Raw genomic sequence first — 25,481 nt, 5'->3', positions numbered from 1 at the left:
GGGGGCGTTAATAAAAATGGAGAAATCAATGCCATCGAATGCACCAAAAAAAGCCGTAGAAATGAGCAATGATGAAATTGATGACCATATATATAACGCTATTGTAGATGCTATTTTAAATCGACAACTCGCACCTGGCGCACGTTTAGTTGAAGCACCTTTGTGTGAAGCATTCGGTGTAACACGAGGAGTGTTAAGACGTGTTTTCGTGAAACTTGCACATGATAAGGTCATCGAAATTCAGCCCAATCGTGGAGCACTCATCGCAAAACATAGTGCTCATGAAACAAAAGAGGTCTTTGAAGCACGTAGCATGCTTGAAATCGCTACTGTAAAAAAGCTAGCTCAAAAGTCACATCGCCTAGATTTTAGTGAGCTTAGAGGCTTAGTCGATCAAGAGTCTCATGAGCGTTTAGCTGGCAATTGGGCCGAGTGGATTAAGCTATCTGGGCAATTTCATTTAAAGCTGATTGAAGCAAATCAAAATACGATTATGACCAGTTATTTGCAGACGCTTATTGCCAGAACTTCGTTATTAATTGGGTTATATGAAATTCCCAAACATACTAATTGTTCGGCAGATGAACATCGTGCAATTTTAGATGCCATTGAGCAAGGCGATGAAAAGCGAGCAACTCAATTGATGGAAGAGCATTTAGAACACTACGCGACGACATTTGTTGAAGAAGACAGCACAGTAACAGCAGAGCAAAATTTATTAAATTTATTTAAAAATAAGAAAATTGAAACTAACTGAAAATAATGGGCCATTTCCTATGGAAAAGGCCCAGATTGGTTATTTTATAGGAATGATTTGTTGCGTCAGAAAATCAATAAATAGTTTTACTTTCTTCGATAGAATTTTACGGTTTGGCCATGTCACATATAAGTGAAGGGGGTGACTGGTGTAGTCCTCCAAACACTTCTGTAATTTGCCTTCTTTGTAGTAAGGTTCAGCAATAAACTCTGGAAGAAAAACAATGCCGTGGTCTTTTAGGCACATATCTAATAATAATTCACCATTATTACAGGTCATCACTGGGAAGCAATTGAACGACACTTCTTTCTGATCTTTTTGAAAAATCAATTTTTTATGTCGGCTATCTTGATAGTAAATCAGAAACTTATGTTCTTTAAGTTCTTCTAATGAGTTTGGTAGTCCATGTTGATTAAAATACTCAGGTGTTGCATATAGATAGCGCTGATAGGTATTTAATATTTTACTATTTGCTAAGTTTGGAGGAGAGCCATCTACGCGAATGGTTAAATCAAATTTATTATTATTCATGTCTAATAGCTGATCAGTCATGAATAAATCAATTTTGATGCTGGGATATTTCTCAATAAAATCTGAAATGATATTTTGAAGAAAAATATTACTAAAAGACATTGGTGTATTGAGCTTGAGTTCGCCTTCTGGGTACTGTTGATTATAGCTAATTTCGTAGGCAGCCCATTCAAACTCACTTAAAATGACTTTGCTATGCTGATAAAACTTTTCTCCACAAGAGGTGAGGTTCATCTGTCTTGTGGTTCGGGTTAACAGTGTAGTTTTCAGGTCATTTTCGAGGTAGCAAACACGTTTGGCCACTAAGTCACGAGAGATGTCGAGTGCTCTGGCTGCGCTACTAAAATTCCCATGTTCTACGACACTTACAAAAGTGGAAATACAGTCTAATCGATCCATGGATAAGCAAAAGTTAAAAAAATATATATCAATGATTAAACTATAAAAATTAAAAAGCAATCATTGTTTTTATTGTATCCATACAGCATACAGATTCGTGCTGATTTGCTGTCTATGCTTTTACATTTTTATCTGTTTTGATAATGACCAGTAAGCAATTTTAATGCATTACTCATAAGGAATAATGGAGTTTACCCATGAATAAGTCACTTTTAGAACAACTTTCACCAACAAATTGTCAGGTTATTTTTATTGATCATCAGCCACAAATGGCTTTTGGGGTACAGTCAATAGACCGCCAAGTATTAAAAAATAATACGGTAGGATTGGCAAAAGCAGCTAAAACATTCAATATTCCTGTCACCATTACTACGGTTGAAACTGAAAGCTTCTCTGGCCATACCTATCCAGAACTTTTAGATGTATTTCCAGATGCTCCATTACTCGAACGTACTTCAATGAATTCATGGGATGACCAAAAAGTACGTGATTCGCTTGCAAAAAATAATCGTAAAAAAGTGATTGTTTCAGGTTTGTGGACTGAAGTGTGCAATAACACTTTTGCTTTTGGTGCCATGCTTGAAGGCGATTATGAAATTTATATGGTGGCAGATGCGTCAGGTGGTACATCGAAAGAAGCACATGACTATGCCATGCAACGTATGATTCAAGCAGGTGTTGTTCCGGTAACTTGGCAACAAGTCTTACTCGAATGGCAACGTGATTGGGCACACCGTGATACGTATGATGCAGTTATGGCAATTGTACGCGAACATTCTGGTGCTTATGGTATGGGTGTGGACTATGCCTATACGATGGTACATAAGGCGCCTGAACGTACAACTTCAAAACACGAAGTACTTGCACCAGTTCCTGCAAAATAAAACAGTACTGATTTAGGTAAAGGCATGTCTAGTATTCAATATTTAAGTGATATTAATACAGATATGCCTTTATTTTTTAGAACGATAATTCACAAGAATGGAGTTCAGAATGACCGAAATAAACCTCATACTCAAAAACGGTAAAATCACAACACTAGATCCTCAGAATCCCGAAGTACAAGCAATTGCGATTGCAGACGGTAAAGTGGTACGCACGGGTACAAATGATGAGGTTATGAAGCTCGCAACACCAACCAGCAAAGTTGTAGACTTAAATGGCCGTCGCGTTATACCGGGTCTAAATGACAGTCATCTACATATTATTCGTGGTGGCCTAAATTACAATATGGAGCTGCGCTGGGAAGGTGTACCTTCCGTTGCAGATGCACTACGTTTACTCAAAGAGCAAGCAGATAATACGCCAGCTCCACAATGGGTGCGTGTAGTAGGTGGTTGGACTGAATTCCAGTTTGCCGAAAAACGTTTACCGACTTTAGAAGAAATTAATAAAGCTGCGCCAGATACTCCTGTCTTTGTTTTACATTTATATGCCAGTGCCTTGTTGAACCGAGCTGCGCTTGATGTATTAGGCTTTAACAAAGACACGCCAGACCCGCCAGGTGGCAAAATTGTACGTGATGAAAAAGGTGAGCCAACAGGTCTGTTGCTCGCAACGCCATCCGCTATGATTTTATATTCGACCCTAGGTAAAGCGCCGAAATTGCCAGTTGAAGATCAAGTTAATTCAACTCGTCATTTCATGCGTGAGTTGAACCGATTAGGTATTACTTCTGCAATTGATGCAGGTGGCGGCGGTCAAAATTACCCTGAAGATTATGATGTGATTAAGCAATTACATGACCAAAATCAAATGACGGTTCGAATTGCTTATAACCTATTTGCTCAAAAAGCAGGCCAAGAGCTTGATGATTATCGCCGTTGGACAGAAATGACATTTCCAGGCGATGGTGATGCATTATTTAGAATGAATGGCGCAGGTGAGAACCTGACTTGGTCGGCGGGTGACTTCGAAGATTTCTATGAGCCACGACCTGATTTGCCAGAAAAAATGGAAGGTGAACTCGAAGCCATTGTTGAACATTTAGCTGACAAGAAATGGCCATTCCGTATTCATGCAACCTATGATGAAAGTATTAATCGCTTACTCAACGTATTCGAGCGAGTAAATGCCAAACAGCCATTTGCGACCCGATTTATTATTGACCATGCCGAAACTGTATCTGAGCGTAATATCGAACGTATAGGTGCGTTGGGTGGTGGTATCGCCATTCAACACCGTATGGCATATCAAGGTGAGATTTTCGTAAAACGCTATGGAGCCGAAGCTGCTCAAGCAACGCCACCCGTCAAGAAAATGCTAGAACTCGGTGTTCCTGTGGGTGCGGGCACAGATGCGACCCGTGTTGCATCCTATAACCCTTGGGTTTGTTTGTATTGGCTAAGTACTGGTAAAACAGTTGGTGGTTTACCTTTATATGATGAAAAAAATCTATTAGATCGACAAACGGCACTCAAACTCTGGACTAAAGGTTCGGCTTGGTTCTCAGGTGAAAAAGATATCAAAGGTTCACTCATCGCAGGGGAGCTTGCCGACTTAGTTGTGCTGTCCGATGACTACTTTAAGGTTGAAGCAGAAGATATCCAGTGGATTGAGTCTGTACTCACTGTTTTAGGCGGAAAAGTGGTCTATGCAGGTGCAGAGTTTAAGCAAGATGATCCGCCATTACCACCAGCATCTCCAACATGGTCGCCAGTAAAACGCTTTGGTGGTCAGTGGCGTTTATCCGAAAATCGTAATGCACCTTCGAATCAATCATTACAGTCACAAAGTGCATTGTGTGAATGTGCTAGCAGTTGTGGCATGCATGGACATAGCCACTCATGGATGCTTGATGTTCCTGTAAATGATAAAGATAAAAAATCTTTCTGGGGTGCACTCGGGTGTTCTTGTTTTGCATTTTAAATAAAACAGTATGGGAACCTGCCATTAAATGGCTTGCTTCCCTAAGGTATGTACGATGAAAATGTACTTGTTATCTTTGGCTGTAGGGCTGCTCGTTGGTGTCTTATATTATGTTTTAAATGTTAAGTCACCGGCTCCGCCTCTTGTTGCATTAGTAGGGTTATTGGGCATGGTAGTCGGAGAGCAACTTCTTCCTTTTATTAAGTCTTATTTTTAACCCGTTTCACTCAAAAAAGCTAAATGGTGTTGTGCCATTTAGCTTTTTATATTGATGTGTGTCTTCAATTATTTTATACGACGGCCTTGCTCATCAATAATGACTTCACCATCTTCTTTTGCAAAATAGCCTAAGTTTTGTGAATCTAAAATGTCCAATACCACCTCAGAAGGGCGGCAAAGGCGTGTGCCTTTGGGTGTAACCACAAATGGACGATTAATTAAAATTGGGTACTGAACCATAAAATCAATTAACTGTTCATCGGTCCAATGCTCTTGTTCCAGTTCTAAATCTTTATAGGGATCAACATTTTTTCGGATTGCTTCACGTACAGTTAAGTTTGAATCCCTAATAAGTTGAATCAGTTCATCTTTACTGGGTGGTGTTTGCAAATATTCAATAACGATAGGCTCAAACCCCGCATGACGAATAAGCGCCAATGTATTGCGTGATGTGCCACATGCTGGGTTATGGTAAATCTTCACTAGTTCCGCCATGATAATTATTCATTGAATTAAGATATTGCATTTATATATGGATATCCGTATATTTGCAATAACGAATATAAGTGGCTGCAAATATGATCACTCAAGTCGATTTCTTTAAATGTCTTTCTGATCAAACTCGGTTAAACATTCTTAAGTTAGTTCTGAGCAAACAAAATATCTGTGTCTGCGAGCTAACTGAACAGCTTGAGTTGAGCCAACCAAAAATTTCCCGACATTTAGCCCTATTACGAACCCATGGCATCCTTCTTGATTCAAGACAGGGGCAATGGGTGTATTACAGCGTTAATCCTGAACTGCCGATCTGGGCAAACAACATTTTGAATATTTTGGCGCAGCAAGATGACGATGCAATGAAACCATTGTCTTGTCAGCTAGGGTCTATTTCTACCTTTTGTGAGTAAAGATCATGAAATTTCTATTCCTATGTACGGGTAATAGTTGCCGTAGTATTTTGTCAGAAGTTTTATTTAATAGCCGCGCACCAGAAGGGTGGAAAGCTTATAGTGCGGGCAGCAAACCTTCTGGTCAGGTACATCCGTTAACGATTGAAACCCTTAAAAAATTAGGTTTATCTACAGATGGCTTATGGAGTAAAACGATTGATGATTGCGAGCAATATCAACCAGATGTAGTAATCACTGTTTGTGACTCAGCAGCGCAAGAAGCATGCCCATTGTATTTAGGTGGCGCAATTAAGGCTCATTGGGGCTTAAGTGACCCGTCACATCTCGACTTACCAAAAGAAGAAAAACTCAAAGCGTTCCAAAATACTGTAAATCATATTAACCGCCGTTTAGATGCTTTATTTGCATTAGATGTTGCACATTTGAGCCGTTCGCAACTTATTAATGAAATTAACCAAATCTCGCATATTGATTAAAGAGAATAACATGGCCAAATCTAAGCTATCATTTTTAGATAGAAACCTAACGCTATGGATTTTTATTGCTATGGCTTTAGGTGTAGCCATTGGTGTTTTCTTTCCTCAAGCATCAGTGTCTTTAAATCAGCTCAGTGTAGATAACGTTAATATTCCAATTGCGATTGGTTTAATTTTAATGATGTATCCGCCTTTGGCAAAAGTAGACTATGCAACTTTGCCAGAAGTGTTTAAAGATAAGAAAACACTCGCTTTGTCTTTAATACAAAACTGGATTATTGCTCCAGTCTTAATGTTTATTCTTGCGGTTATTTTTTTACATAGCTATCCGGAATATATGACGGGTCTGATTCTGATTGGGTTAGCACGTTGTATTGCAATGGTTTTAGTGTGGAATGGCTTGGCATGTGGGGATAACCAATATGTTGCAGCTTTGGTTGCATTTAACAGTATTTTCCAGATTTTATTCTTTAGCACTTATGCATGGTTATTCTTAACCTTTTTGCCTCCGTACTTTGGTGTGGCAGGACAAGTCATTAATGTCGATTTTTGGACCATTACCCATGCTGTATTGGTGTATTTGGGTATTCCATTTTTAATGGGTTTCTTGACTCGTCTAGTTTTAGTTAAGGCAAAAGGTTTGAGTTGGTATCAAACCAAGTTTTTACCAAAAATTAGCCCGTTAAGTCTAATCGCCTTACTCTTTACTATTGTTGCCATGTTTAGTTTAAAAGGTGGCGATGTGGTGAGTTTACCTCTAGATGTATTACTGATTGCTGTCCCACTAACAATTTACTTTGTGGTGATGTTCTTTATCAGCTTCTTTATGAGTAAACGAATGGGGAATAACTACCCACGTACGACTGCCATTTCATTTACCGCAGCGGGTAACAATTTTGAGCTCGCTTTAGCAGTTGCAATTGCAACATTTGGCTTAGCTTCTCCGGTTGCTTTTACTACAGTAATTGGACCATTGGTTGAAGTTCCGGTTTTAATTTCACTCGTTTCAGTTTCGCTTTGGTTAAAGAAAAAGTATTTCTCACATGAACAGTTCTAATAATGATTTAGCAAATGTAGAGCTTAACCTTTTGGATAAGCCTACATTCGAACAAATACAAGCACAGCAGCTTGAACATCCACCCCGTATTTTATTGTTATATGGTTCGAATCGTGAACGCTCTTATAGCCGTTTTGCTGTGCTAACTGCTGGGCGTATCCTTGAATACCTAGGTGCCGAAGTCAAAATTTTTCATCCTAAAGGTTTGCCTTTACCCGAAGATACAGCAACTGATCATCCAAAAGTACAAGAGTTACAGGAACTTTTGGCTTGGTCAGAAGGTATGGTGTGGTGTTCGCCTGAGCGTCACGGGGCAATGAGTTCAATTTTAAAAGCTCAAATTGATTGGATTCCTTTAGCTGGCGGAGCAATACGTGCAACACAAGGTAAAACCTTAGCCGTTATGCAAGTTAGCGGTGGTTCACAGTCTTTTAATGCCGTGAATCAAATGCGTATTTTAGGACGTTGGATGCGCATGATTACCATCCCAAATCAGTCTTCTGTTGCTAAAGCTTTTTTAGAGTTCGAAGAAGATGGCAGTATGAAACCATCCTCTTACTTGGACCGAATTGTTGATGTAATGGAAGAACTCTATAAGTTCACTTTATTAACACGTGGGCAAAAACAGTACCTGAGCGATCGCTATTCGGAGCGGAAAGAATCGGCAGAAGAGCTATCAAAACGAGTCAATCAAAAATAAAAAGTTTTATCCCAAAAAGTGCTCTAGTTAGAGCACTTTTTATTGAGTATTTTTTAGACTAAGCAATTGTCGGTAATAGTTTTTGTAATAGTTCAATGAAGTTTGAAACTTTGGCTGAATTCTCATTTTCTCTTATAATCAAGTAAATAGGAGCATTCATTTTTATAGAGTCATCAAACTCGCGATATACAATTTCATGTTCCCAAAAGTTATGCATTGAGGCTGGTACAATCGTTATACCAATTCCAGCAGCAACTAAATTTAATGTTGCGGTAGGACGTGGTGCTTCCTGAATAATGCGTGGACTAAAACCTGCCTGATAGCAACTATATAAAATATTGTCATATAAACCTTGTCCAGAAGAGCGGCGGTATAAAACAAAATTCTCATCTGATAAGTCATTTGAGCTAATTTTTTCTTTTTGTGTAAGTGGATGACCCATAGGCAATGCCACTACCATTGGCTCATCTAATATATGAAGATGCTTTAGCCCAATATCACGGCTGATGGGTGCTCTTAAAAAAGCGATATCAAGTTTCTCTGAGATTAATCGATCTAATTGTTTTTGGCTGCCTGCTTCTTCAAGTTTGGTTAGTACCTTTGGATATATTTCTCGATATGACCGCAATACTAATGAAATAAGCGGATGCAAACCTGCGGAACTCGTAAAACCAATATTGAGTTGTCCAGTTTTACCTTGGCTAACATCTTGGACTAATTTTGGAATATGTTTGGCATGTTCTAATAAAAGTTGTGCTTCTTTAAATAAGGCTAAGCCCGCTTCAGTCGGTTCAATGCCACGAGGCTGGCGAATAATTAACTGTGTGCCGAGTTCTTCTTCAAGTTTTTTGAGTAAACGCGTTAAAGGCGGCTGTTGAATAAATAATCGGTTTGCGGCATGCGTGATATTTCTTTCTTCTACCACCACCACAAAGGCATGAAGCTTATATAAATCTAGCATAGGAATACCTTTAGGGTATGGTTAATGAAAATAAAAGCATTTGTAGATATATCATAAAAGTAGCATTCTATCTTGGTCAGATAAAGTGAAAAGTAACGAAAATGAACCATGTTGAGATTGCTGTGCAGAAGGAGACCGTACCGACTTGCACAGAACTGTTTTTAGGTTTTTTAACATTAGGTTTAATCGGATTTGGTGGTGTATTACCTTTGGCTCGTAAAGTCGTTGTAGAGCAACGACAGTGGCTAAGTCCTGAAAAATTCACTGAGTTACTGGGTCTGTGTCAATTTTTACCGGGCGGCAATATCATTAATTTATCTGTTGCGATTGGCATGGAGTTTCGCGGTGTCCGTGGCGCGGTGAGTTCACTGATTGGGTTGATCCTTGCGCCTACGATAATTGTTGTACTTTTACATTATGTCTATGAGCAGTTCCAAGACAACCTTATGGTTAAGCATCTTTTTGAAGGGCTGGGAGCAGCAGCAGCTGGGCTTCTGGTTGCAACTGGTTTGAAAATGTTGAAACCATTATTACGTAACCCAATAGCAATGTGTGTTGTTGTGGCAGCAATTGTTAGCATTGCTTTTCTAAAAATTTCCTTGCTTTTGACTATGCTGATTTTGTTGGCACTTTATTCAACTATTATTTGGAGACGTGTGTAATGGGAGCAGTTCTACTTACTTTAGCCATCATTTTTACCCAATTGTCTCTTATTGCATTTGGTGGCGGCAATACAATTTTGCCTGAGATGCAACGCCAAGTAGTTGATATTCACCATTGGATGACAGCACAAGAATTTAGTGCATTATTTGCCATGGCTCAAGCAGCTCCTGGTCCAAACATGATGATTGTACCGTTGGTAGGGTGGCATGTAGCGGGATTGTCAGGTCTACTAGTAACGTCTACTGCTAAATTTTTACCTTCATCGATTATTACTGTGTTTGTAATGAGAGGTTGGTCAAAATTTAAAGATAAGAAATGGCGCCGTGTTTTACAGCTTGCTTTACAACCTGTCACTGTGGGAACAGTGCTTGCCAGTGCGTGGATTATTTCTGAGGCAGCGGCAATAAATACTTTACTTATTATTATGGTAGTCATTGCAACTTTATTATCTTTAATTAAAAAAGTGCATCCCTTGCATGTCCTGATTGCTGGGGCTGTATTTGGTGTGGTCTTACTCTAGTTTAACCAGTTTGCTGACCTGCGCTGGGATGAGTTCAGGTTGGCTTTTTTTGATTTGAAGTGAATAATAATAAAATCTAAAAAATCGATTGAATATATAAAAACATACTGTTTTACCTATTTTATGTTTTAACGTACTATGCATCTATTGAAAGAATTTGGATGCATTGGAGTAAAAAACAGATGTTAGATCAAAACATTAAAACTCAATTAAAAGCTTATTTAGAACGTTTAGAAAGTCCAATCGAATTAGTGGCTGCTTTAGATCAATCAGATAAAGCAGCTCAAATTAAAGAACTTGTAATAGAAATCGCTGAGCTTTCTGACAAAGTGACTGCCCGTTTTGATGGCAACAATACACGTCGCCCAAGCTTTGGTGTGGCTAAAACAGGTGAACAGCCTCGTGTGTTCTTTGCTGGCTTACCAATGGGCCATGAGTTTACATCTTTGATCTTGGCGCTGTTACAGGTGTCTGGTTATGCACCTAAAGTGTCAAATGAAGTGCTTAACCAGATTAAAGGTTTAAACCTCAAAGCCAACTTTGATGTGTTTGTATCATTAAGCTGTCATAACTGTCCGGATGTGGTACAGGCACTTAACCTGATCGCGATTTACAACCCGAACACAACAGCAACCATGATTGATGGTTCATTCTTCCAAGACGAAGTTGAACAACGCAAAATCATGGCTGTACCGATGGTGTTCCAAGACAATGAACACATTGGTCAAGGTCGTATGACGCTTGAAGAGATTGTGGCAAAACTCGACACTAACTCTGCCGAGAAAGATGCAGCAGCACTCAATGCCAAAGATGCTTTTGATGTATTGGTGATTGGTGGTGGACCTGCGGGTGCAACAGCAGCAATCTATGCTGCACGTAAGGGCATTAACACGGGTATCGTAGCTGAACGCTTCGGTGGTCAGGTCATGGATACCATGGATATTGAAAACTTCACCTCTGTGCAAAAGACTCAAGGTCCTAAGTTTGCTGCCGAGATGGAAGCGCATGTTCGTGAATATGATGTCGACATCATGAACCTGCAACGTGTGAGCAAAATCACAGGTGCCAACCAAACTGAAAACGGTCTGGTTGAAGTTGAACTTGAAAACGGTGCCAAACTTGAATCGAAAACTGTGATCCTTTCAACAGGTGCACGTTGGAGAGAAATGAATGTACCGGGTGAGCAAGAATACCGTACCCGTGGTGTTGCGTACTGCCCACACTGTGATGGTCCATTATTCAAAGGCAAACGTGTTGCAGTGATTGGTGGGGGTAACTCAGGTGTTGAAGCTGCGATTGACCTTGCAGGTATTGTTGAACATGTGACTCTGGTTGAGTTCGATACAAAACTACGTGCTGACCAAGTTTTGCAAAACAAACTGCATAGCTTGCCAAACACAACTGTGATTATGAATGCCTTAAGCACAGAAGTGTTGGGTGATGGCTCACAAGTGACTGGTCTTAAATATAAAGACCGTGCGACTGATGAAGAGCATATAGTTGAACTTGCAGGGATATTTGTACAGATTGGTTTATTACCAAATACTGACTTCTTAAAAGACAGTGAAGTTGAGTTAACTAACCGTGGTGAGATCATTGTGAATGATCGCAACGAAACCAATGTCAAAGGTGTATTTGCTGCAGGTGACTGTACGACTGTACCTTACAAGCAAATCATTATTGCGACAGGTGAAGGTGCTAAAGCATCACTCTCTGCGTTTGATTACATCATCCGCTCTGGGCAATAAAATTTAATTTCAAAACAAAAGAGCCAAAGGATAACCTTTGGCTCTTTTTTATTTTTATGGTTTATATAAACCGTGTTCGACTAAATGCTCTCGTAAAATACGACGCAATTCTAGTACCGCTTGTGGAGTGAGCTGGATTGAATGACCACCCGGAAGAACTTTCTCAGACTTGGCACCTTCTAAATGAGCACTTTTATAAGGAACAATACCATCAGTAATCACATTTGGATCATCGCTCTTGGTGATATTCCCCATAATAGAGTGGAAGACTAACCCCTGGTGCGGGTTAATATTTTCTGTAAGTTCCATAAATTTAGACTGATGACTTAAGTCACTTGGACCATTTTGAATCAAACCATTATCAATATTACCCAAGAAATCTTTAACATCTAAATTTTCAGTGGTGAGAGACGTTGCTACAGCCGACAAAAATGCACCCGGTAAACGAATAATTTTACGTGCAGCTAACGTAAACCAACGATCGGCATAATCTGTACCTCGATGAGGAGAAGCTAAGAAAATTGCACGATCAAAATTATTGATTGAATGCATTTGCAATCGCTCAGTAACCATTGGATGTTTCTTGAAACGGTTTTGCTGACGAATCGTCATCAAATCTAAAGCAGGCTTAGTAATATCACCATCACTAACCAGTAACCGACTAATAATACCTCCCATACTATGGCCCACAAGAACAGCATTATGTGCAGCAGGGTCATTTGGGTTCAAAGAACCAAAAGCTTGTTTAAGAAGGGCATAAGTTTGGAAACGGCTTTCCAAAATTGGCATATTGGTTGAATAGAAGACTTGCCAAACTTGGTAATTGTCTCGTAAAACCGTGTCACCCATAACATCATTGGTGAGTGCAATCCAAGCTTCAGGGCTACTTGCCAAACCATGGACTAACACAATAATTTTCTTATTTGGATTATACGGTTCAAGCATGTAGAGGTGCGGCATAGTTAAGTGCTGATCGCGGTCAATCAGGCTTAAATAAGCTGCCACACCTAAGTTATTTTCGGCCAGCCATAGTCCATAAGGCGCTGAAAAGTTAGCAGCCAGAGGATATTGTTTACCAGCTACCTTGATATTATCTGTCCGATATGGGTCATAAACTCGAATTATGAATTCAGGATTATTAATAATTTCTTCAACAGTGGTCGCATGTTTTGGTTCAGCGACAATAGTTGCAGCTAAATAACGTGCATGATGAATATTGGGATTAACACCATTTTTATAATTGTATTTAAGCGGGTCTAGAATATATTCATTAATATCTTCTTTTCCTGAACTAGGAAAAACCGCTACAAATTCAGAGCCAAAACCATCGCGGCGGTTAATGGTTCTTAATCCTGAAAAATTTAAGTTATAACTTGAAATTAATTTTTCTAATTTTTGACCTGTTAACTGTCTATGAAACTCAAAGTCAATTGTGTAAACACTTTTACCAATGTGAATTTGTGGTTCAACCACATTTTTCTTGGGGTGCCTTAAATCATAAACACTGACCATTTTGGCAATTGCTTGATTATAGAAGTCGCGAATTTGAACTTGTCTATTATCAAAAATACGGTCGGCAGGTAAGCGTTTCGTTGCAAAAAGATAAGCGTAGCTATAACGAATACTTTTATCTAATAAATTCAATTGCTGGTCTAAGCAGTTATCATAACTATTCTGGATACTCTTTTGTTCTTCTTCAGATTTATGTTTGGTAAATCTACTTACTTTGCAGTCAGAGGTATCTGATAAGGCCATTGCTTTTGCGAGGTACATCTCGCTTGCAGCAGATAAAAATTGTTCATCTAAAATTTGAGGAAGGTTTTTGAGTTGATTTACACAGGTTTCAGGGGTGTCTGTACAAACTTTAGCTTCCTGACCAGACATAGATAAAACATTCAGGCTTGCTTCGCTGAGTTTATCTTGCGTAAGAATACTATTACGTTCATTTGCAATGGTTACATTTAAAGCTTGCTGTTTAACATTTACGACCTGACATCCACTCAGAATTGAACCGAGTAGCATGACCGTCAACAGTGTTTTGTTTCTTTTTATTGAAAACATTAGGGTCAAAATATAGTGGCTCAATGGTAGGTAGATCATACAAATTTTAAAGTAATTTTCAAATGATCAAATACAAAAAAGGGCTGTCAAAACAGCCCTTTTTGAAGCACTAAGCTTATTTTTTAGATGTTGCAGTAGAGGTAGCAGGAGACATAGCAGGGTTAGTCAATACTTGCCATACATTCCAACGACCTTGTTTTTCAATTTCTTGAATTAAACGATCAGCAATTTCAGCTTCATCTGGATATTTTACTTTATAATTTTTGAGCGTTTGAATCGCGTTTTTCTTTTGCTCCATTGCAATATAGTTATTTGCAGCAGCTAGATATGCTTCTTGAACATTACCTTTAATTGCTTTGTCTAAGTAAGGAATGGCTTCACGTTGACCACCACCTTCAGATAAACCGAAACCAAACCAGAAGTTCGTTTCTGCATCATCTGGGCTAATTTTTAAAAGTCTTTGAGCATATTCTAAAGATCTAGTGGTATGAACGGTACCTAAATCAAGATTACGCGCAAGAACACTTGCTTTGAAAGCACGAAGCAAAATATCAAATGATGCATTTGGGTTTGCAGCAAGTGTATCAAGTTGTTGTGTTACTTCTTTAAGTTTACTTTCGAAACCTTTACGTTCTTGGCGATCAGTAAAGCGAGGTGGGTAGTGACGAGCTTTGCCTTCTACTAACTGTAAAAAGTCGTCAATACTTGTAACATCAATTTCATTTTCACCAGCTAAAACAGCATATTTCATTGAACGCTGTGAATTATTTACAGTTGGAACAATCAATTTATTGACGTCGAGAGTAAGCTGTTTAGTTGGGTCATCTTGACGATTAACAACCATTTTGGTTACTGGCTGTGCAGCAGCGTCTTTTAAGGCAACTTCAAATGCTGGCGGTTGATCATAGTTAAAAGGATTTAACGCATAAAAAGGAGGAGTAAGCTCTGGTTCCTTGAAAACAAAAGGCTCAATTTTTTGTTGTTTTACAGGTGCCATTGTACAAGCTGTTAAACTTGAAGTCGCAAGGATGATATATGCCAAAGGCTTAAAATTCATAGGATCTTCCGTTCATTTTAGTAAAGTCAGATTTGGTAGTGACAAGTCTAGAAAAAGCTAAACCGACATGCAAGAGTAAGCGTGTTACATTATGAATCAAGAATATTACGTTTTTGATATCTTGTTTTGTGCCCCACATTCACGACGCACTTCTTCAAGAATTTTTAGCTCTTCATCACTAAAAGGTTGTTCATCTTGACTTTCCTTTTTGAAGCTAGGATCTAGCTCTGATAAACGCTGACATAAATTATTCATACGCGTTTCATTGTGCTGAATACGATCAAGTAAAACGCGCATACCTTCTAAAATAGGATCCGACTGATCAGCAGTTGTCGCATATGGGGCAAAACCAATACTTTGTGCATAATCGCGGCGACGTTCTTCATCTTTATCTTTAGTTTTGTCGGCATCTTTATAGATATAGCGAGCAGGGTTTCCTACAGCAGTTACTCCAGCAGGAACAGCTTTGGTCACTACAGCATTCGAACCGACTTTGGCACCTTTACCTACAGTAAATGGACCCAAAATTTTCGCACCGGCACCCACAACAACACCATCTTCTAAAGTTGGATGGCGTTTACCAGTTTTCCAAGTGGTACCACCTAAGGTAACACCATGATAAAGCGTAACATCATCACCAATTTCAGCAGTTTCACCAATCACAACACCCATGCCATGATCAATAAAAAAACGCTTACCGATTTTAGCGCCAGGATGAATTTCAATTCCAGTTGCAAAACGGCTAAATGAAGAAAGTAGGCGAGCTGCACCTTTACAATCTTTTTGCCATAATTCATGCGCGACACGATGCATCATAATTGCATGAATGCCAGGGTAGGTGGTAAGAACTTCGAGTGTATTGCGGGCAGCAGGATCTCGCGCAAATACAGCTTTTATATCTTCTTTAAGCTGCTTAAGCATTGGGTTGATCCTCCTTGTCAGATAATGCTTTTTTCCATTTACCACTTGTTAAAGCTTGTACGCGACTAAAAATACCGCGAAGTAAATGATATTCCATACGATCTAATTGTATACGACCAAATAAACGACGCAAGCGTAAAGGTAATAAACGTGGATTTTCTGGATCTAAAAATTCGATTTCAGTCAGCATTTTTTCTAGATGAGGATAAAACTCTTCCATTTGTTGCTGAGTCACCAAAGGTTCATCCCATTGCATGCTTTGGCCTTGAACTAATGGCATTTCATCTACATTCTGCTCGACTTGCTCTTGCTCAAGAGCAGACATGCGAAGCTCATAACATACAACCTGAATTGCTTGCGCAACATTTAATACGCCATAGTCCGGATTAACAGGAATGGTTAAATGATAATTTGCCAGTGCTAATTCTTCGTTTGTTAAGCCACGGTCTTCACGGCCAAAAACAATAGCAATTTGTTGTCCTTGAGATGTTGCCTTAATAGCTTCTTTAGCTGCAGGTCTCACATCAAGTAAAGGCCAAGGAATGGTGCGACTACGAGCACTTGTTCCAAATACTAAATGACAATCTTTAATCGCATCTTCTAAGGTATCTACAATCTCAAGATGTTCAAATAAATCTTGGGCACCAGCGGCAAGTGCCTGTATATCTGGATGAGGATATGTTTTTGGTGCTACGAGAACTAATTTAATTAGTCCCATTGTTTTCATGGCACGTAAAGCACTACCAATATTGGCAGGTAAAGTCGTATTTACCATGACAATACGCACTTGTGCTAATTGTTTTGACACTGTGGTGTGGTCAAACGAACTCATAAGATTTCCAGAAATTACGAATATTGAGAAACTTCGCTTTGGTATAAATCCAATGCATCATCCATAGACATACCCGCAGGAGGAGGGGCAACAGCATGTGGACGAACAGGGTCTGCTGCTTTAGCTGCTTTCGACTTTACTTGATATTCAATATAAATATTATCTTTACCAAAATAATCTCTGAGTTTAGCAAGTAATTCATCTAGAGGAGCGACTTTCCATTGCGGACCAAGCTGAAGTTCGGCTTGAGCATAGGGTTGATCAATCTGTAATTGTAGAGTGATATGTTGATGCATATCTACATTGCAAAATGGCAAGATCATGTTTTGCAGATCTTTTGCCAATGTTGGCTGCATGAACTCTTCTGTTAATTTGATTTGAATACTGTTAGCACGTTTTTGTCTTATTTCATTTAATGTGAAAGCCTTGGTTAAACGTCCCATTGGACGATCAAAGCCTTCTCGCTCATAGATTTCGCCTTCGAAAACTACAACACGTTCAACTTGCACAATATCTTTAAAACGTTGGAAACGTTCATGGTTACAGCTGACTTCAATACGTGCCGTACCATCATCAAGTACAATAACCACACGGTTCGGGAAGTTTGCGACATCAATGACCAAACCTGCATAAACCGTTGTAACACCACGACGCGTCGCAGTAATTTCGTTTAGTTTTACAGGAATAAAAGCTTTGAGTTCTTGTCGGTAAACATCAATTGGATGACCCGTTAAATATAAACCAAGCGTATCTTTTTCGCCTTTGAGACGAACTTCGTCACTCCATGGTTTTACTGGTTTAGCTGGCTTGCGTTGAACTTCTTCAACCTCACCAAATAAATCCATAATTCCGCTTTCACGGTTACTACGAGCTTGTTCAGCAGCTTGCACAGCTTCAGGCAATTGTGCCATTAAACTTGCACGTTCAATTCCTAAGCAATCGAGTGCACCCGCGCGAATTAAAGCTTCAAGAGTACGCTTATTAATTTTCTTCAAATCAATACGATGGCAAAAATCGAATAGATCTGTATAAGGACCAAATTGTCGACGAGAGTCAATAACTGACTGCATTGCTTGTTCGCCGACGCCTTTAATTGCACCTAAACCGTAAACAATCGTTTTATCGTTACTTGCATGGAAGTGATAAGTCGACATGTTGACTGATGGTGGTAAGACTTCGAGATTATTGTTTCGACAGTCATCAATCAAAAATACAACACTGTCCGTGTTTTGCATTTCCGATGTCATTACCGCTGCCATAAACTCAGCAGGATAGTGAGCTTTTAACCATGCAGTATGGTAGGCAACTAGGGCATAAGCAGCCGCATGAGATTTGTTGAAACCATAGCCTGCAAATTTTTCCATATAGTCAAAGATATGGTTTGCTGTACTTTCGTCAATCCCTTTTTCAGCAGCACCTTCTAAGAAGATTTGGCGCTGTTTGACCATTTCCTCGGGTTTCTTTTTACCCATTGCACGGCGTAATAAGTCTGCGCCACCTAACGTATAACCTGCACAGATCTGTGCAGTCTGCATCACCTGTTCCTGATAAACCATAATCCCGTAAGTTGGTTCTAATACACCTTCTAAAAGAGGATGGAGATATTCAAAATCTCCACCATGCATACGGTGAATAAAGTCAGGAATCAGATCCATTGGACCCGGACGATACAAGGATACGAACGCAATAATTTCTTCAAATTTGCTTGGACGTGCTTCTTTAAGCATCCGTTTCATACCGACGGATTCAAACTGGAATACCGCTGTCGTATTTGCATCGGCAAAGACAGAATAGGCTTTAGCGTCGTCTAGAGGAACATGCAAGATATTGAGTTGATCATTACTGTCGCGGTTTTTATTAATATTTTGAATCGCGTCTTCAATAACGGTTAAGTTACGTAAACCCAAGAAGTCGAACTTGACCAGACCCGCTGCTTCTACATCGTCTTTATCATATTGAGCAACACGGTTTGTTCCATCTGCATCACAAAGTACAGCCGAGAAATCGGTAATTTTACCTGGTGCAATAACTACACCTCCGGCATGTTTACCAGTATTTCGGGTTATACCTTCTAACTTTAATGCCATTTCCCAGATTTCGCTTGCATCGTCGTTATCTGGGTTAGATGGATTGGTCACAATATCTTTAAGCTGAGGTTCCATATCAATGGCGGTGGCTAAGTCCACACCGAGTGGTTTGGTAGGCACCATTTTTGAAATACGGTCAGCTAAACCGTAAGATTTACCCAATACACGTGCAACGTCACGGATTGCACCTTTTGCTGCCATGGTTCCGAAAGTTGCAATTTGTGAAACGGCTTCGCGACCATAAGTACGTGATACATAATCAATAACGCGGTCACGTCCGGCAATACAGAAATCGACGTCAAAGTCAGGCATCGATACACGTTCTGGGTTCAAGAAACGTTCGAAGAGCAGATCGTAACGAAGAGGATCAAGGTCAGTAATTTCTAAGCTATAGGCGACTAATGAACCTGCACCTGAACCACGACCTGGCCCGACAGGAACACCATTACTTTTTGCCCATCGAATGAAGTCCATGACGATGAGGAAGTATCCAGGGAAACCCATTTTCAGGATAATACCAACTTCATAATCAATTCGTTCATCGTAAGGCTTACGAATCTCTGGCCAGTCTTCGCCACGTTTTTCAACAGGGTAAAGATAATTTAAGCGTTCTTCCAAGCCCACTTTAGATAAATGTTCAAAATAAGTGTCGATGGTAAAACCATCTGGAATTGGATAGTCAGGTAAAAAGTAAGTACCGAGTTGCAGTTTAACGTTGCAACGTTTAGCAATATGATAGGTGTTCTCGATAGCACTAGGAATATCGGAAAACAATTCGATCATTTCATCTGAGGTTTTAAAGTGCTGCTCAGGACTATATATGCGTGGACGGCGATTATCTGCTAGTACATAACCATCAGCGATACAAACACGTGCTTCGTGTGCTTCGAAATCTTCTTTTTCTACAAAGTGCACATCATTATGTGCAACTACACCAATATTATATTGTGCAGCAAGCTTAGTTGCTTCTTGAATAAAGTCTTCTTCACCGGGACGGTCGGTACGTGTTAAAGCAAGATAAACACGATTACCAAATTTTTCGAGCCATGCTTCTAAAAGAGGAGCTGCTTTTTGCGGGTTAGATGAGCAAAGCATCTGACCAACATCACTATGCTGACCAAGTAAAACGATAATATCTTGATGCTGTTCAAGTATCCATTCTTTTTGTACACATGGAATACTGAGCTGTTGTCCTTCAATAAAACCGCGTGAAACAATTTCGGTTAGACTTTTCCACCCGACATCACTCATTGCAAGTAAGGTTGCACGGTGTTGAGCATCATCAAGGCGAATTGTGCTACCTAAAAGAGGCTTAATGCCTTTTTTTAAACAAGAATTATAAAACTTTACTGCCGCATGGAGATTAGAGAGGTCAGTTAATGCCAACGCAGGCATTTGGTCTTTAACCGCAGCATTGACCAAGTCAGGTATGCGAACTATCGACTCTGTAATCGAAAATTCTGTATAAATACCTAGATGAACAAACTGCATAAACCAATCCTTAATGCGACCGAAGCATAGTTTAACACGCAAAGTTAAAAGGAAATGGTTAATATTTTGGCAAACTGTTAAGGATTTTATTATTTAAGAAGAATGAGTTGAACATCTATTGTACAGTTTTAATATAAAAGACATTATTTTTATAAAATATGACCAGCTCAAACACCAAGGTTTGAGCTGGTTGAAAAACTTAGTACTGCCAGAACATACGTTGAATTTCTTTAACGTCATTAGTCTTAGTAAGAGCTAATGCAGCAAGAATACGCGCTTTTTGAGGGTTTAAGTCATGTGCTGCTATCCAACCATATTTAGAGTCAGGTTGTTCTGCATCACGTAATACAAAACCTTGTGGAACACGTGATGAGCGGATAATTTGAATACCGTTCTTGTCGTGAAGATTTTGTAAAGTTGGTACGATATATTTTGGTACAGAACCGTTACCAGTACCTGCATTAATAATCGCTTTAGCGCCTGCTTTTGCATACGCTTCATATGCATCTGGAAGCATAGAGTCTGAACCATAAACGATCTGTACAGTTGGAAGTGCATCGCCTTTAATATTTTCAATATTAAATTCTGAAGCATTTGTAAAACGTTTTACAGATTGTCTGAACCAGTATGGCTTGCCTTCAACTAACGTACCTAAAGCGCCCCATTGGCTAACAAAAGCATTTGTATGAATGTTAATGCCTTTAGTGACATCACGCGCTGCAAAAATAGAGTCGTTCATAAGAACCATAACGCCTTTATTTTTTGCATCATCAGAAGCAGCTAAAGCAACTGCGCTATAAAGGTTAAGTGGTCCGTCTGCTGAAAGAGCAGTTGAAGGACGCATTGAACCAACAAGTACAATAGGTTTATCAGTGTGAACAACTAGATTTAAGAAAAACGCTGTTTCTTCTAAAGTATCTGTACCGTGAGTAATCACGACACCATTAACAGATGGTTTTTTTACCAGTTCATTTACTTGACGAGCAATTTCCAATAATTCCTTATCAGTAATACTCTCAGAAGCGATTTGTAATGCTTGAATACCGGTGACATTCGCCAAATCTTTGATTTGTGGAACAGCATTAATTAAGGCATCAACTGGAACTTTTGCAGCAGTATAGGTTGCACTGTTTGCTGAGCTTGCGCCAGCACCCGCGATAGTACCGCCAGTGGCTACAACAACTACATTATTTTTTGCGTAAAGTGGGAGAGAGCAGGCCAATAAGCCCATCGCTAAACCTAAAGATTTAACAGTTTTAGTCAACATCGAAAATATCCTTATGAAGTGACGAAAGTAAAAAAGTTTGTCGAATATGTCAGCTTTTCCTAAGCAAAACACATACCATGTAAAACATATTCGTAACTTGTTTGAATAAGAAGCATCCCTGAATAGCATTTTGTTTCATCAACAATTGCTTAGTCATTGCCTTTATTTAGCGTTAATAAATATCATGAATAAAATAAAAAATCTATTAAGTTTTTCTAATTTATCTTAATTTTTTTTGTTTTTAATATAAAGGAGGTAAATAATTTTATCACTATTATAAAATTTAAAAATAATGGGTTTGATATAGTTTTTATTTACCATTTGGTATTTATATGTTATTGATTATATATAATATTATTTATTAATAAAATTATATGGATTTTTTGATAGTTAAACTAAATAATAATTTCAATAGTTTAATATAATTAATTAGTAATGAAATGAATTAAAAATTAATCAATTGATGTTTATTTCTAAGAATATAGATTCTGTTTGGGTGGTTTTTATTCTCTTTTTAAGGTTTATTTTAAGAAAATTTAATAGGAGTGAAAATACATTATTTAGTTCATTATTTAATATAGAAATACACATAAATTTTTATTGTTTAATTTTAGAATAAAAAGAAGAGCAATTTTATAAGGTCATATAAAATTGCTCTTAAGTTGGGAGAGTGGGAGAAAAGAGAAACTTAAGCGGTTGTTTGTTCTTGAGTTGATTTAATTAATACAGGCTCTGGTAGCTCTTCAGTATCTGCTACTTTTTCGCCTTCAAGCTTAGCAACAACAGCGGTAGCAATACTGTTGCCTACTACGTTTGTGGCAGTACGACCCATGTCAAGGAACTGATCGATACCAAGCAATAAAAGAATACCAGCTTCAGGTAAATGGAACATGGTGAGTGTTGCTGAAATAACTACAATTGAAGCTCGTGATACACCTGCAATACCTTTACTTGTTACCATTAGAGTTAGCAGAATTAAGATTTGTTGAGTGAAGCTAAGATCGATGTTGTAAGCTTGAGCAATAAAGAGTACCGCAAACGTGGTGTACATCATTGAACCATCTAGGTTAAATGAATAACCCAATGGTAATACAAAGCTAGTCACCTTTTTAGGTACACCAAATTTATTGAGTGCATCCATTACTTTAGGGTAGGCCGATTCACTTGAAGCTGTAGCAAAAGCAAGAGTTACAGGTTCACGAATGAGTTTACCTAAGCGGAAAATATCTTTTTTAAGTACGATTGCACCAACAGAGAACAAAATGATCCAAAGTAGCAGAAGACCGAAATAGAACTCAGCGATTAAAATGCCGTAGTCAACAATCAAGCCTAAACCTTGTACTGTAATTGCTGAAGCGATTGCAGCAAATACTGCAAAAGGTGCAAACATCATGACGTAATCAGTAATACGGAACATGATCTTGCTAAGTTCTTCAGTCAAACGAACAATAACAGACCCTTTCTCGTTGCCTTGATTTACAAAAGCGAGTGCCGAACCAAAGAAAATTGAGAAAACAAGTACTTGTAAAATATCGTTATTTGCCATTGCTTCTGCAATACTGCGTGGAAACACATGACTTAAGAATGATTGCAGCGTAAAGCCAGTGGTCGCTGGGAGAGAAGCGCCACTAAGTTGTTGAGCTGTTGGTAGTGCTAAATCTAGAGCTGCACCAGGTTGGAAAAAGTTTGCTAAACCCATTCCGATAGCAAGCGATACAAACGAAGCAGTAATGAACCAAGTCATTGACTTGAGTGTGATACTACCAATTGATGTAGATTTCCCCATTGATACAATGCCTGAAACAATTGTGGCAAATACCAATGGAGCAATAATCATTTTGATGAGGCGTAAAAAGATGTCTGTGCCGATGCTGAAATAAGAAGCGATCTGTTTGAGTTGTTCGCCCTCATTGAAGAAGTGGTGACAAATCCAACCTGTCAGTACGCCAAGTAAAATAGCAATAACAATATACTTGAGCAATTTCTTTTGCTTCATATGAACCTCTATCCATTTGATTCAATCATTCTTTGATGGGATTTGAATGATTGAAAGCTTTCCTTGTTAGTTCAGTCCGGTCGTTCTACCGATTTTATCTTCCTAGATACCTGTATCTGTTTTAACCGAATCGAATATGGTGATGTTGTTATGGAGGGGGATTGTTGCTCGATTTTGAAGCAGTGTGAAATGCAAAAAAATATTGATCCATGCATTTTTTGCATAATGAAGATTGGGCGAAATGTGAAATTACGCACAAATTTAAACGTATGGTAAAAAATATAGAAATAAATTGTTAAACAGAATTTAAAGATTAAATAAATTAAATTTTAATAAAAGTTATTTAAATTCAATGTTTTATTTTGGGGGAAATGAAAGCGTGGAAGTGTTTGTAATTATTCTTTTTTTAAATTAGTTAAATAAAATTATCAAAAAAGGCATCCAATTTAAGATGCCTTTTTTGATATGCATTTTTTTAACGACGATTGGCTAAGAAACGACCTAAACGAGTGATTGCCTCTCGTAATTCATTTTCGGCCGGTAAGAAAACCACACGGAAATGATCTGGAGTTGGCCAATTAAAGCCCGTACCTTGTACCAGTAACACTTTCTCTGCACGTAACAAATCAAGCATTAATTTTTCATCATCTTCAATTGGATAGATGTTTTGATCGAGGCGAGGGAAGCAGTACATTGCTCCCTCTGGTTTTACACAGCTTACGCCAGGAATTTCATTTAGCATTTCCCAAGCAATATTACGCTGTTCGTACAAACGACCACCTGGACGAATCAGGTCATTAATTGATTGATAACCGCCTAAAGCAGTTTGAATCGCATATTGAGCTTGAACGTTTGCACATAGGCGCATTGACGCCAACATATCTAAACCTTCGATATAGTCAGCAGCGCGGCTTTTATCTCCGGTAATTGCCATCCAGCCTGAACGGAAACCTGCAATACGATAAGCTTTTGATAAACCATTAAAAGATACGCAAAGCTGGTCGCCAGCTAATGAGGCTACTGAAACATGTTCAATGCCGTCATAAATAATTTTGTCGTAAATTTCATCAGCAAATAAAATTAGATCATATTTTTTTGCCAGCACTACAATCTGTTCAAGAATATGGCGTGGATAGACTGAACCAGTAGGGTTGTTCGGGTTAATGATGACAATACCGCGAGTATTCGATGTAATCTTGCTTTCAATGTCAGCAATATCTGGATACCAGCTATTTTCTTCATCACATTTATAGTGAATTGCTGTACCACCTGAAAGATTAACAGCTGCTGTCCAAAGCGGATAATCCGGCATTGGAATCAACATTTCGTCGCCATCATCAAGCAAGCCTTGCATCGCCATTACAATAAGTTCAGACACACCATTACCAATATACACGTCATTCACGTGCATATTTAGGATGCCTTTTTGTTGATAATACTGGCAGATAGCTTTACGTGCTGGAAAGATACCTTTTGAGTCAACATAACCAATCGCATTTGGTAGGTTTAAAGCAACGTCATTAATAATTTCTTGTGGAGCTTCAAAACCAAACGGAGCAGGGTTGCCGATATTGAGCTTGATGATTTTATGTCCTTGCTCTTCCATTTCATTGGCGGCTCGTAATACTGGTCCGCGAATGTCATAACAAACATGCTCAAGCTTCGATGATTTCTTTATTTCTCGAGAAGTTGGCATGGATTGGAGGATAGCAGTATTTTTAGACATAGCTGGATTCACTTTTGCATATCGGTATAAATAACTTTTAAATGTTTTAACTGTTACCAAATTCAGATCGTGTTGATCTTTTAGTAATTCAACAATTTTTTCATGGGTAAAGCCCGATTGCTGATACTGTTTGATAACTGGTAATAGTTGCTGGAAAAGCACACTTTTTTTCTGAGACATGTTTTGTCCTATACAACCGTGCCGAACAAGAATAGCACCATCTTTGCTTCCTT

General features: G+C 38.7%; 22 protein-coding genes. 11 read left to right on the top strand and 11 right to left on the bottom strand.

The window, feature by feature from the left end:
- Nucleotides 1-16 precede the first annotated feature (16 nt).
- Nucleotides 17-757, top strand: a complete 741-nt coding sequence (locus tag ACS604_RS03185) for a GntR family transcriptional regulator (RefSeq protein ID WP_174758969.1) — start codon at nt 17-19, stop codon at nt 755-757.
- A gap of 39 nt (nt 758-796) precedes the next feature.
- Here the strand turns inward: ACS604_RS03185 and ACS604_RS03180 are convergent, their stop codons facing one another.
- Nucleotides 797-1,687: a LysR family transcriptional regulator gene (locus ACS604_RS03180; RefSeq protein ID WP_440202112.1), complete on the bottom strand. Its 891-nt coding sequence runs from the start codon at nt 1,685-1,687 to the stop codon at nt 797-799.
- A gap of 197 nt (nt 1,688-1,884) precedes the next feature.
- Between ACS604_RS03180 and ACS604_RS03175 the strand changes: the two genes are divergently transcribed.
- The 3 genes from ACS604_RS03175 to ACS604_RS03165 all read left to right on the top strand — a co-directional run bounded on the left by ACS604_RS03175 (nt 1,885) and on the right by ACS604_RS03165 (nt 4,772).
- Complete coding sequence (locus tag ACS604_RS03175) at nt 1,885-2,571, top strand: hydrolase (RefSeq protein ID WP_001043290.1); 687 nt, start codon at nt 1,885-1,887, stop codon at nt 2,569-2,571.
- Between the two features lie 109 nt (nt 2,572-2,680).
- Entirely contained in the window at nt 2,681-4,555 is a 1,875-nt protein-coding gene (locus ACS604_RS03170) for an amidohydrolase (protein ID WP_474769961.1), read from the top strand.
- 55 nt (nt 4,556-4,610) lie between these two features.
- Nucleotides 4,611-4,772 (top strand): DUF1427 family protein, encoded by a 162-nt coding sequence (locus tag ACS604_RS03165; RefSeq protein ID WP_016141301.1) that lies wholly within the window; start codon nt 4,611-4,613, stop codon nt 4,770-4,772.
- A gap of 68 nt (nt 4,773-4,840) precedes the next feature.
- Here the strand turns inward: ACS604_RS03165 and arsC are convergent, their stop codons facing one another.
- Nucleotides 4,841-5,269 carry an arsenate reductase (glutaredoxin) gene (gene arsC / locus ACS604_RS03160; protein ID WP_174739885.1) on the bottom strand — a complete coding sequence of 143 codons (429 nt, stop codon included), beginning with the start codon at nt 5,267-5,269 and terminating at the stop codon, nt 4,841-4,843.
- 83 nt (nt 5,270-5,352) lie between these two features.
- Here arsC and ACS604_RS03155 point away from each other — a divergent pair, with 83 nt between their 5' ends.
- The 4 genes from ACS604_RS03155 to arsH are packed head-to-tail and all read left to right on the top strand — an operon-like array spanning nt 5,353 to nt 7,918.
- Nucleotides 5,353-5,682, top strand: a complete 330-nt coding sequence (locus ACS604_RS03155; RefSeq protein ID WP_174739896.1) for a metalloregulator ArsR/SmtB family transcription factor — start codon at nt 5,353-5,355, stop codon at nt 5,680-5,682.
- A 5-nt stretch (nt 5,683-5,687) separates the two neighbouring features.
- A complete protein-coding gene (locus ACS604_RS03150; RefSeq protein WP_474769958.1) occupies nt 5,688-6,161 on the top strand; it encodes an arsenate reductase ArsC in 474 nt (157 codons plus the stop codon).
- A 10-nt stretch (nt 6,162-6,171) separates the two neighbouring features.
- Nucleotides 6,172-7,218, top strand: a complete 1,047-nt coding sequence (gene arsB, locus ACS604_RS03145; RefSeq protein ID WP_174739886.1) for an ACR3 family arsenite efflux transporter — start codon at nt 6,172-6,174, stop codon at nt 7,216-7,218.
- Nucleotides 7,205-7,918 (top strand): arsenical resistance protein ArsH, encoded by a 714-nt coding sequence (gene arsH, locus ACS604_RS03140; protein ID WP_151962628.1) that lies wholly within the window; start codon nt 7,205-7,207, stop codon nt 7,916-7,918. Before arsB ends, arsH begins: the two co-directional genes overlap by 14 nt.
- Nucleotides 7,919-7,976: 58 nt before the next feature.
- On the opposite strand, the gene ACS604_RS03135 is transcribed toward arsH, so the two are convergent.
- Complete coding sequence (locus ACS604_RS03135) at nt 7,977-8,879, bottom strand: LysR family transcriptional regulator (RefSeq protein WP_151962629.1); 903 nt, start codon at nt 8,877-8,879, stop codon at nt 7,977-7,979.
- A 101-nt stretch (nt 8,880-8,980) separates the two neighbouring features.
- Here ACS604_RS03135 and ACS604_RS03130 point away from each other — a divergent pair, with 101 nt between their 5' ends.
- The 3 genes from ACS604_RS03130 to ahpF all read left to right on the top strand — a co-directional run bounded on the left by ACS604_RS03130 (nt 8,981) and on the right by ahpF (nt 11,810).
- Complete coding sequence (locus ACS604_RS03130) at nt 8,981-9,541, top strand: chromate transporter (RefSeq protein WP_013198158.1); 561 nt, start codon at nt 8,981-8,983, stop codon at nt 9,539-9,541.
- Complete coding sequence (locus tag ACS604_RS03125) at nt 9,541-10,062, top strand: chromate transporter (RefSeq protein ID WP_002114296.1); 522 nt, start codon at nt 9,541-9,543, stop codon at nt 10,060-10,062. Before ACS604_RS03130 ends, ACS604_RS03125 begins: the two co-directional genes overlap by 1 nt.
- Nucleotides 10,063-10,244: 182 nt before the next feature.
- Nucleotides 10,245-11,810: an alkyl hydroperoxide reductase subunit F gene (ahpF, locus tag ACS604_RS03120; RefSeq protein ID WP_151962630.1), complete on the top strand. Its 1,566-nt coding sequence runs from the start codon at nt 10,245-10,247 to the stop codon at nt 11,808-11,810.
- A 54-nt stretch (nt 11,811-11,864) separates the two neighbouring features.
- Here the strand turns inward: ahpF and ACS604_RS03115 are convergent, their stop codons facing one another.
- From ACS604_RS03115 to ACS604_RS03080, 8 genes are all read right to left on the bottom strand, one after another.
- Nucleotides 11,865-13,871: an esterase/lipase family protein gene (locus ACS604_RS03115; protein WP_353155375.1), complete on the bottom strand. Its 2,007-nt coding sequence runs from the start codon at nt 13,869-13,871 to the stop codon at nt 11,865-11,867.
- Nucleotides 13,872-13,986: 115 nt separating this feature from the next.
- On the bottom strand, nt 13,987-14,928 hold the full coding sequence (locus tag ACS604_RS03110) for an ABUW_2363 family tetratricopeptide repeat lipoprotein (protein ID WP_174740672.1): 942 nt from the start codon (nt 14,926-14,928) through the stop codon (nt 13,987-13,989).
- 105 nt (nt 14,929-15,033) lie between these two features.
- Nucleotides 15,034-15,849, bottom strand: a complete 816-nt coding sequence (cysE, locus tag ACS604_RS03105; RefSeq protein WP_151962632.1) for a serine O-acetyltransferase — start codon at nt 15,847-15,849, stop codon at nt 15,034-15,036.
- Nucleotides 15,842-16,681 (bottom strand): RNA methyltransferase, encoded by an 840-nt coding sequence (locus ACS604_RS03100; RefSeq protein ID WP_238611129.1) that lies wholly within the window; start codon nt 16,679-16,681, stop codon nt 15,842-15,844. Before ACS604_RS03100 ends, cysE begins: the two co-directional genes overlap by 8 nt.
- A gap of 14 nt (nt 16,682-16,695) precedes the next feature.
- Nucleotides 16,696-20,259, bottom strand: a complete 3,564-nt coding sequence (gene dnaE / locus ACS604_RS03095; RefSeq protein WP_151962633.1) for a DNA polymerase III subunit alpha — start codon at nt 20,257-20,259, stop codon at nt 16,696-16,698.
- Between the two features lie 199 nt (nt 20,260-20,458).
- The gene (locus ACS604_RS03090; RefSeq protein WP_151962634.1) at nt 20,459-21,526 is read right to left on the bottom strand and encodes a type II asparaginase; all 1,068 of its coding nucleotides are present in this window, start codon (nt 21,524-21,526) and stop codon (nt 20,459-20,461) included.
- Between the two features lie 688 nt (nt 21,527-22,214).
- Nucleotides 22,215-23,522 carry a dicarboxylate/amino acid:cation symporter gene (locus ACS604_RS03085; RefSeq protein WP_174732717.1) on the bottom strand — a complete coding sequence of 436 codons (1,308 nt, stop codon included), beginning with the start codon at nt 23,520-23,522 and terminating at the stop codon, nt 22,215-22,217.
- 475 nt (nt 23,523-23,997) lie between these two features.
- The gene (locus ACS604_RS03080) at nt 23,998-25,428 is read right to left on the bottom strand and encodes a pyridoxal phosphate-dependent aminotransferase (protein ID WP_474769955.1); all 1,431 of its coding nucleotides are present in this window, start codon (nt 25,426-25,428) and stop codon (nt 23,998-24,000) included.
- Nucleotides 25,429-25,481: the final 53 nt, after the last annotated feature.

The sequence above is a fragment of the Acinetobacter sp. Li1LvA2 genome (assembly GCF_056156705.1).
This window is presented reverse-complemented; position numbering and strand designations above follow the sequence as displayed.

Coding starts and splice junctions, on each gene's coding strand:
- ACS604_RS03185 (WP_174758969.1), top strand. CDS start 17: ATGGAGAAATCAATGCCATCGAATGCACCAAAAAAAGCCGTAGAAATG.
- ACS604_RS03180 (WP_440202112.1), bottom strand. CDS start 1,687: ATGGATCGATTAGACTGTATTTCCACTTTTGTAAGTGTCGTAGAACAT.
- ACS604_RS03175 (WP_001043290.1), top strand. CDS start 1,885: ATGAATAAGTCACTTTTAGAACAACTTTCACCAACAAATTGTCAGGTT.
- ACS604_RS03170 (WP_474769961.1), top strand. CDS start 2,681: ATGACCGAAATAAACCTCATACTCAAAAACGGTAAAATCACAACACTA.
- ACS604_RS03165 (WP_016141301.1), top strand. CDS start 4,611: ATGAAAATGTACTTGTTATCTTTGGCTGTAGGGCTGCTCGTTGGTGTC.
- arsC (WP_174739885.1), bottom strand. CDS start 5,269: ATGGCGGAACTAGTGAAGATTTACCATAACCCAGCATGTGGCACATCA.
- ACS604_RS03155 (WP_174739896.1), top strand. CDS start 5,353: ATGATCACTCAAGTCGATTTCTTTAAATGTCTTTCTGATCAAACTCGG.
- ACS604_RS03150 (WP_474769958.1), top strand. CDS start 5,688: ATGAAATTTCTATTCCTATGTACGGGTAATAGTTGCCGTAGTATTTTG.
- arsB (WP_174739886.1), top strand. CDS start 6,172: ATGGCCAAATCTAAGCTATCATTTTTAGATAGAAACCTAACGCTATGG.
- arsH (WP_151962628.1), top strand. CDS start 7,205: ATGAACAGTTCTAATAATGATTTAGCAAATGTAGAGCTTAACCTTTTG.
- ACS604_RS03135 (WP_151962629.1), bottom strand. CDS start 8,879: ATGCTAGATTTATATAAGCTTCATGCCTTTGTGGTGGTGGTAGAAGAA.
- ACS604_RS03130 (WP_013198158.1), top strand. CDS start 8,981: ATGAACCATGTTGAGATTGCTGTGCAGAAGGAGACCGTACCGACTTGC.
- ACS604_RS03125 (WP_002114296.1), top strand. CDS start 9,541: ATGGGAGCAGTTCTACTTACTTTAGCCATCATTTTTACCCAATTGTCT.
- ahpF (WP_151962630.1), top strand. CDS start 10,245: ATGTTAGATCAAAACATTAAAACTCAATTAAAAGCTTATTTAGAACGT.
- ACS604_RS03115 (WP_353155375.1), bottom strand. CDS start 13,871: ATGTTTTCAATAAAAAGAAACAAAACACTGTTGACGGTCATGCTACTC.
- ACS604_RS03110 (WP_174740672.1), bottom strand. CDS start 14,928: ATGAATTTTAAGCCTTTGGCATATATCATCCTTGCGACTTCAAGTTTA.
- cysE (WP_151962632.1), bottom strand. CDS start 15,849: ATGCTTAAGCAGCTTAAAGAAGATATAAAAGCTGTATTTGCGCGAGAT.
- ACS604_RS03100 (WP_238611129.1), bottom strand. CDS start 16,681: ATGAGTTCGTTTGACCACACCACAGTGTCAAAACAATTAGCACAAGTG.
- dnaE (WP_151962633.1), bottom strand. CDS start 20,259: ATGCAGTTTGTTCATCTAGGTATTTATACAGAATTTTCGATTACAGAG.
- ACS604_RS03090 (WP_151962634.1), bottom strand. CDS start 21,526: ATGTTGACTAAAACTGTTAAATCTTTAGGTTTAGCGATGGGCTTATTG.
- ACS604_RS03085 (WP_174732717.1), bottom strand. CDS start 23,522: ATGAAGCAAAAGAAATTGCTCAAGTATATTGTTATTGCTATTTTACTT.
- ACS604_RS03080 (WP_474769955.1), bottom strand. CDS start 25,428: ATGTCTCAGAAAAAAAGTGTGCTTTTCCAGCAACTATTACCAGTTATC.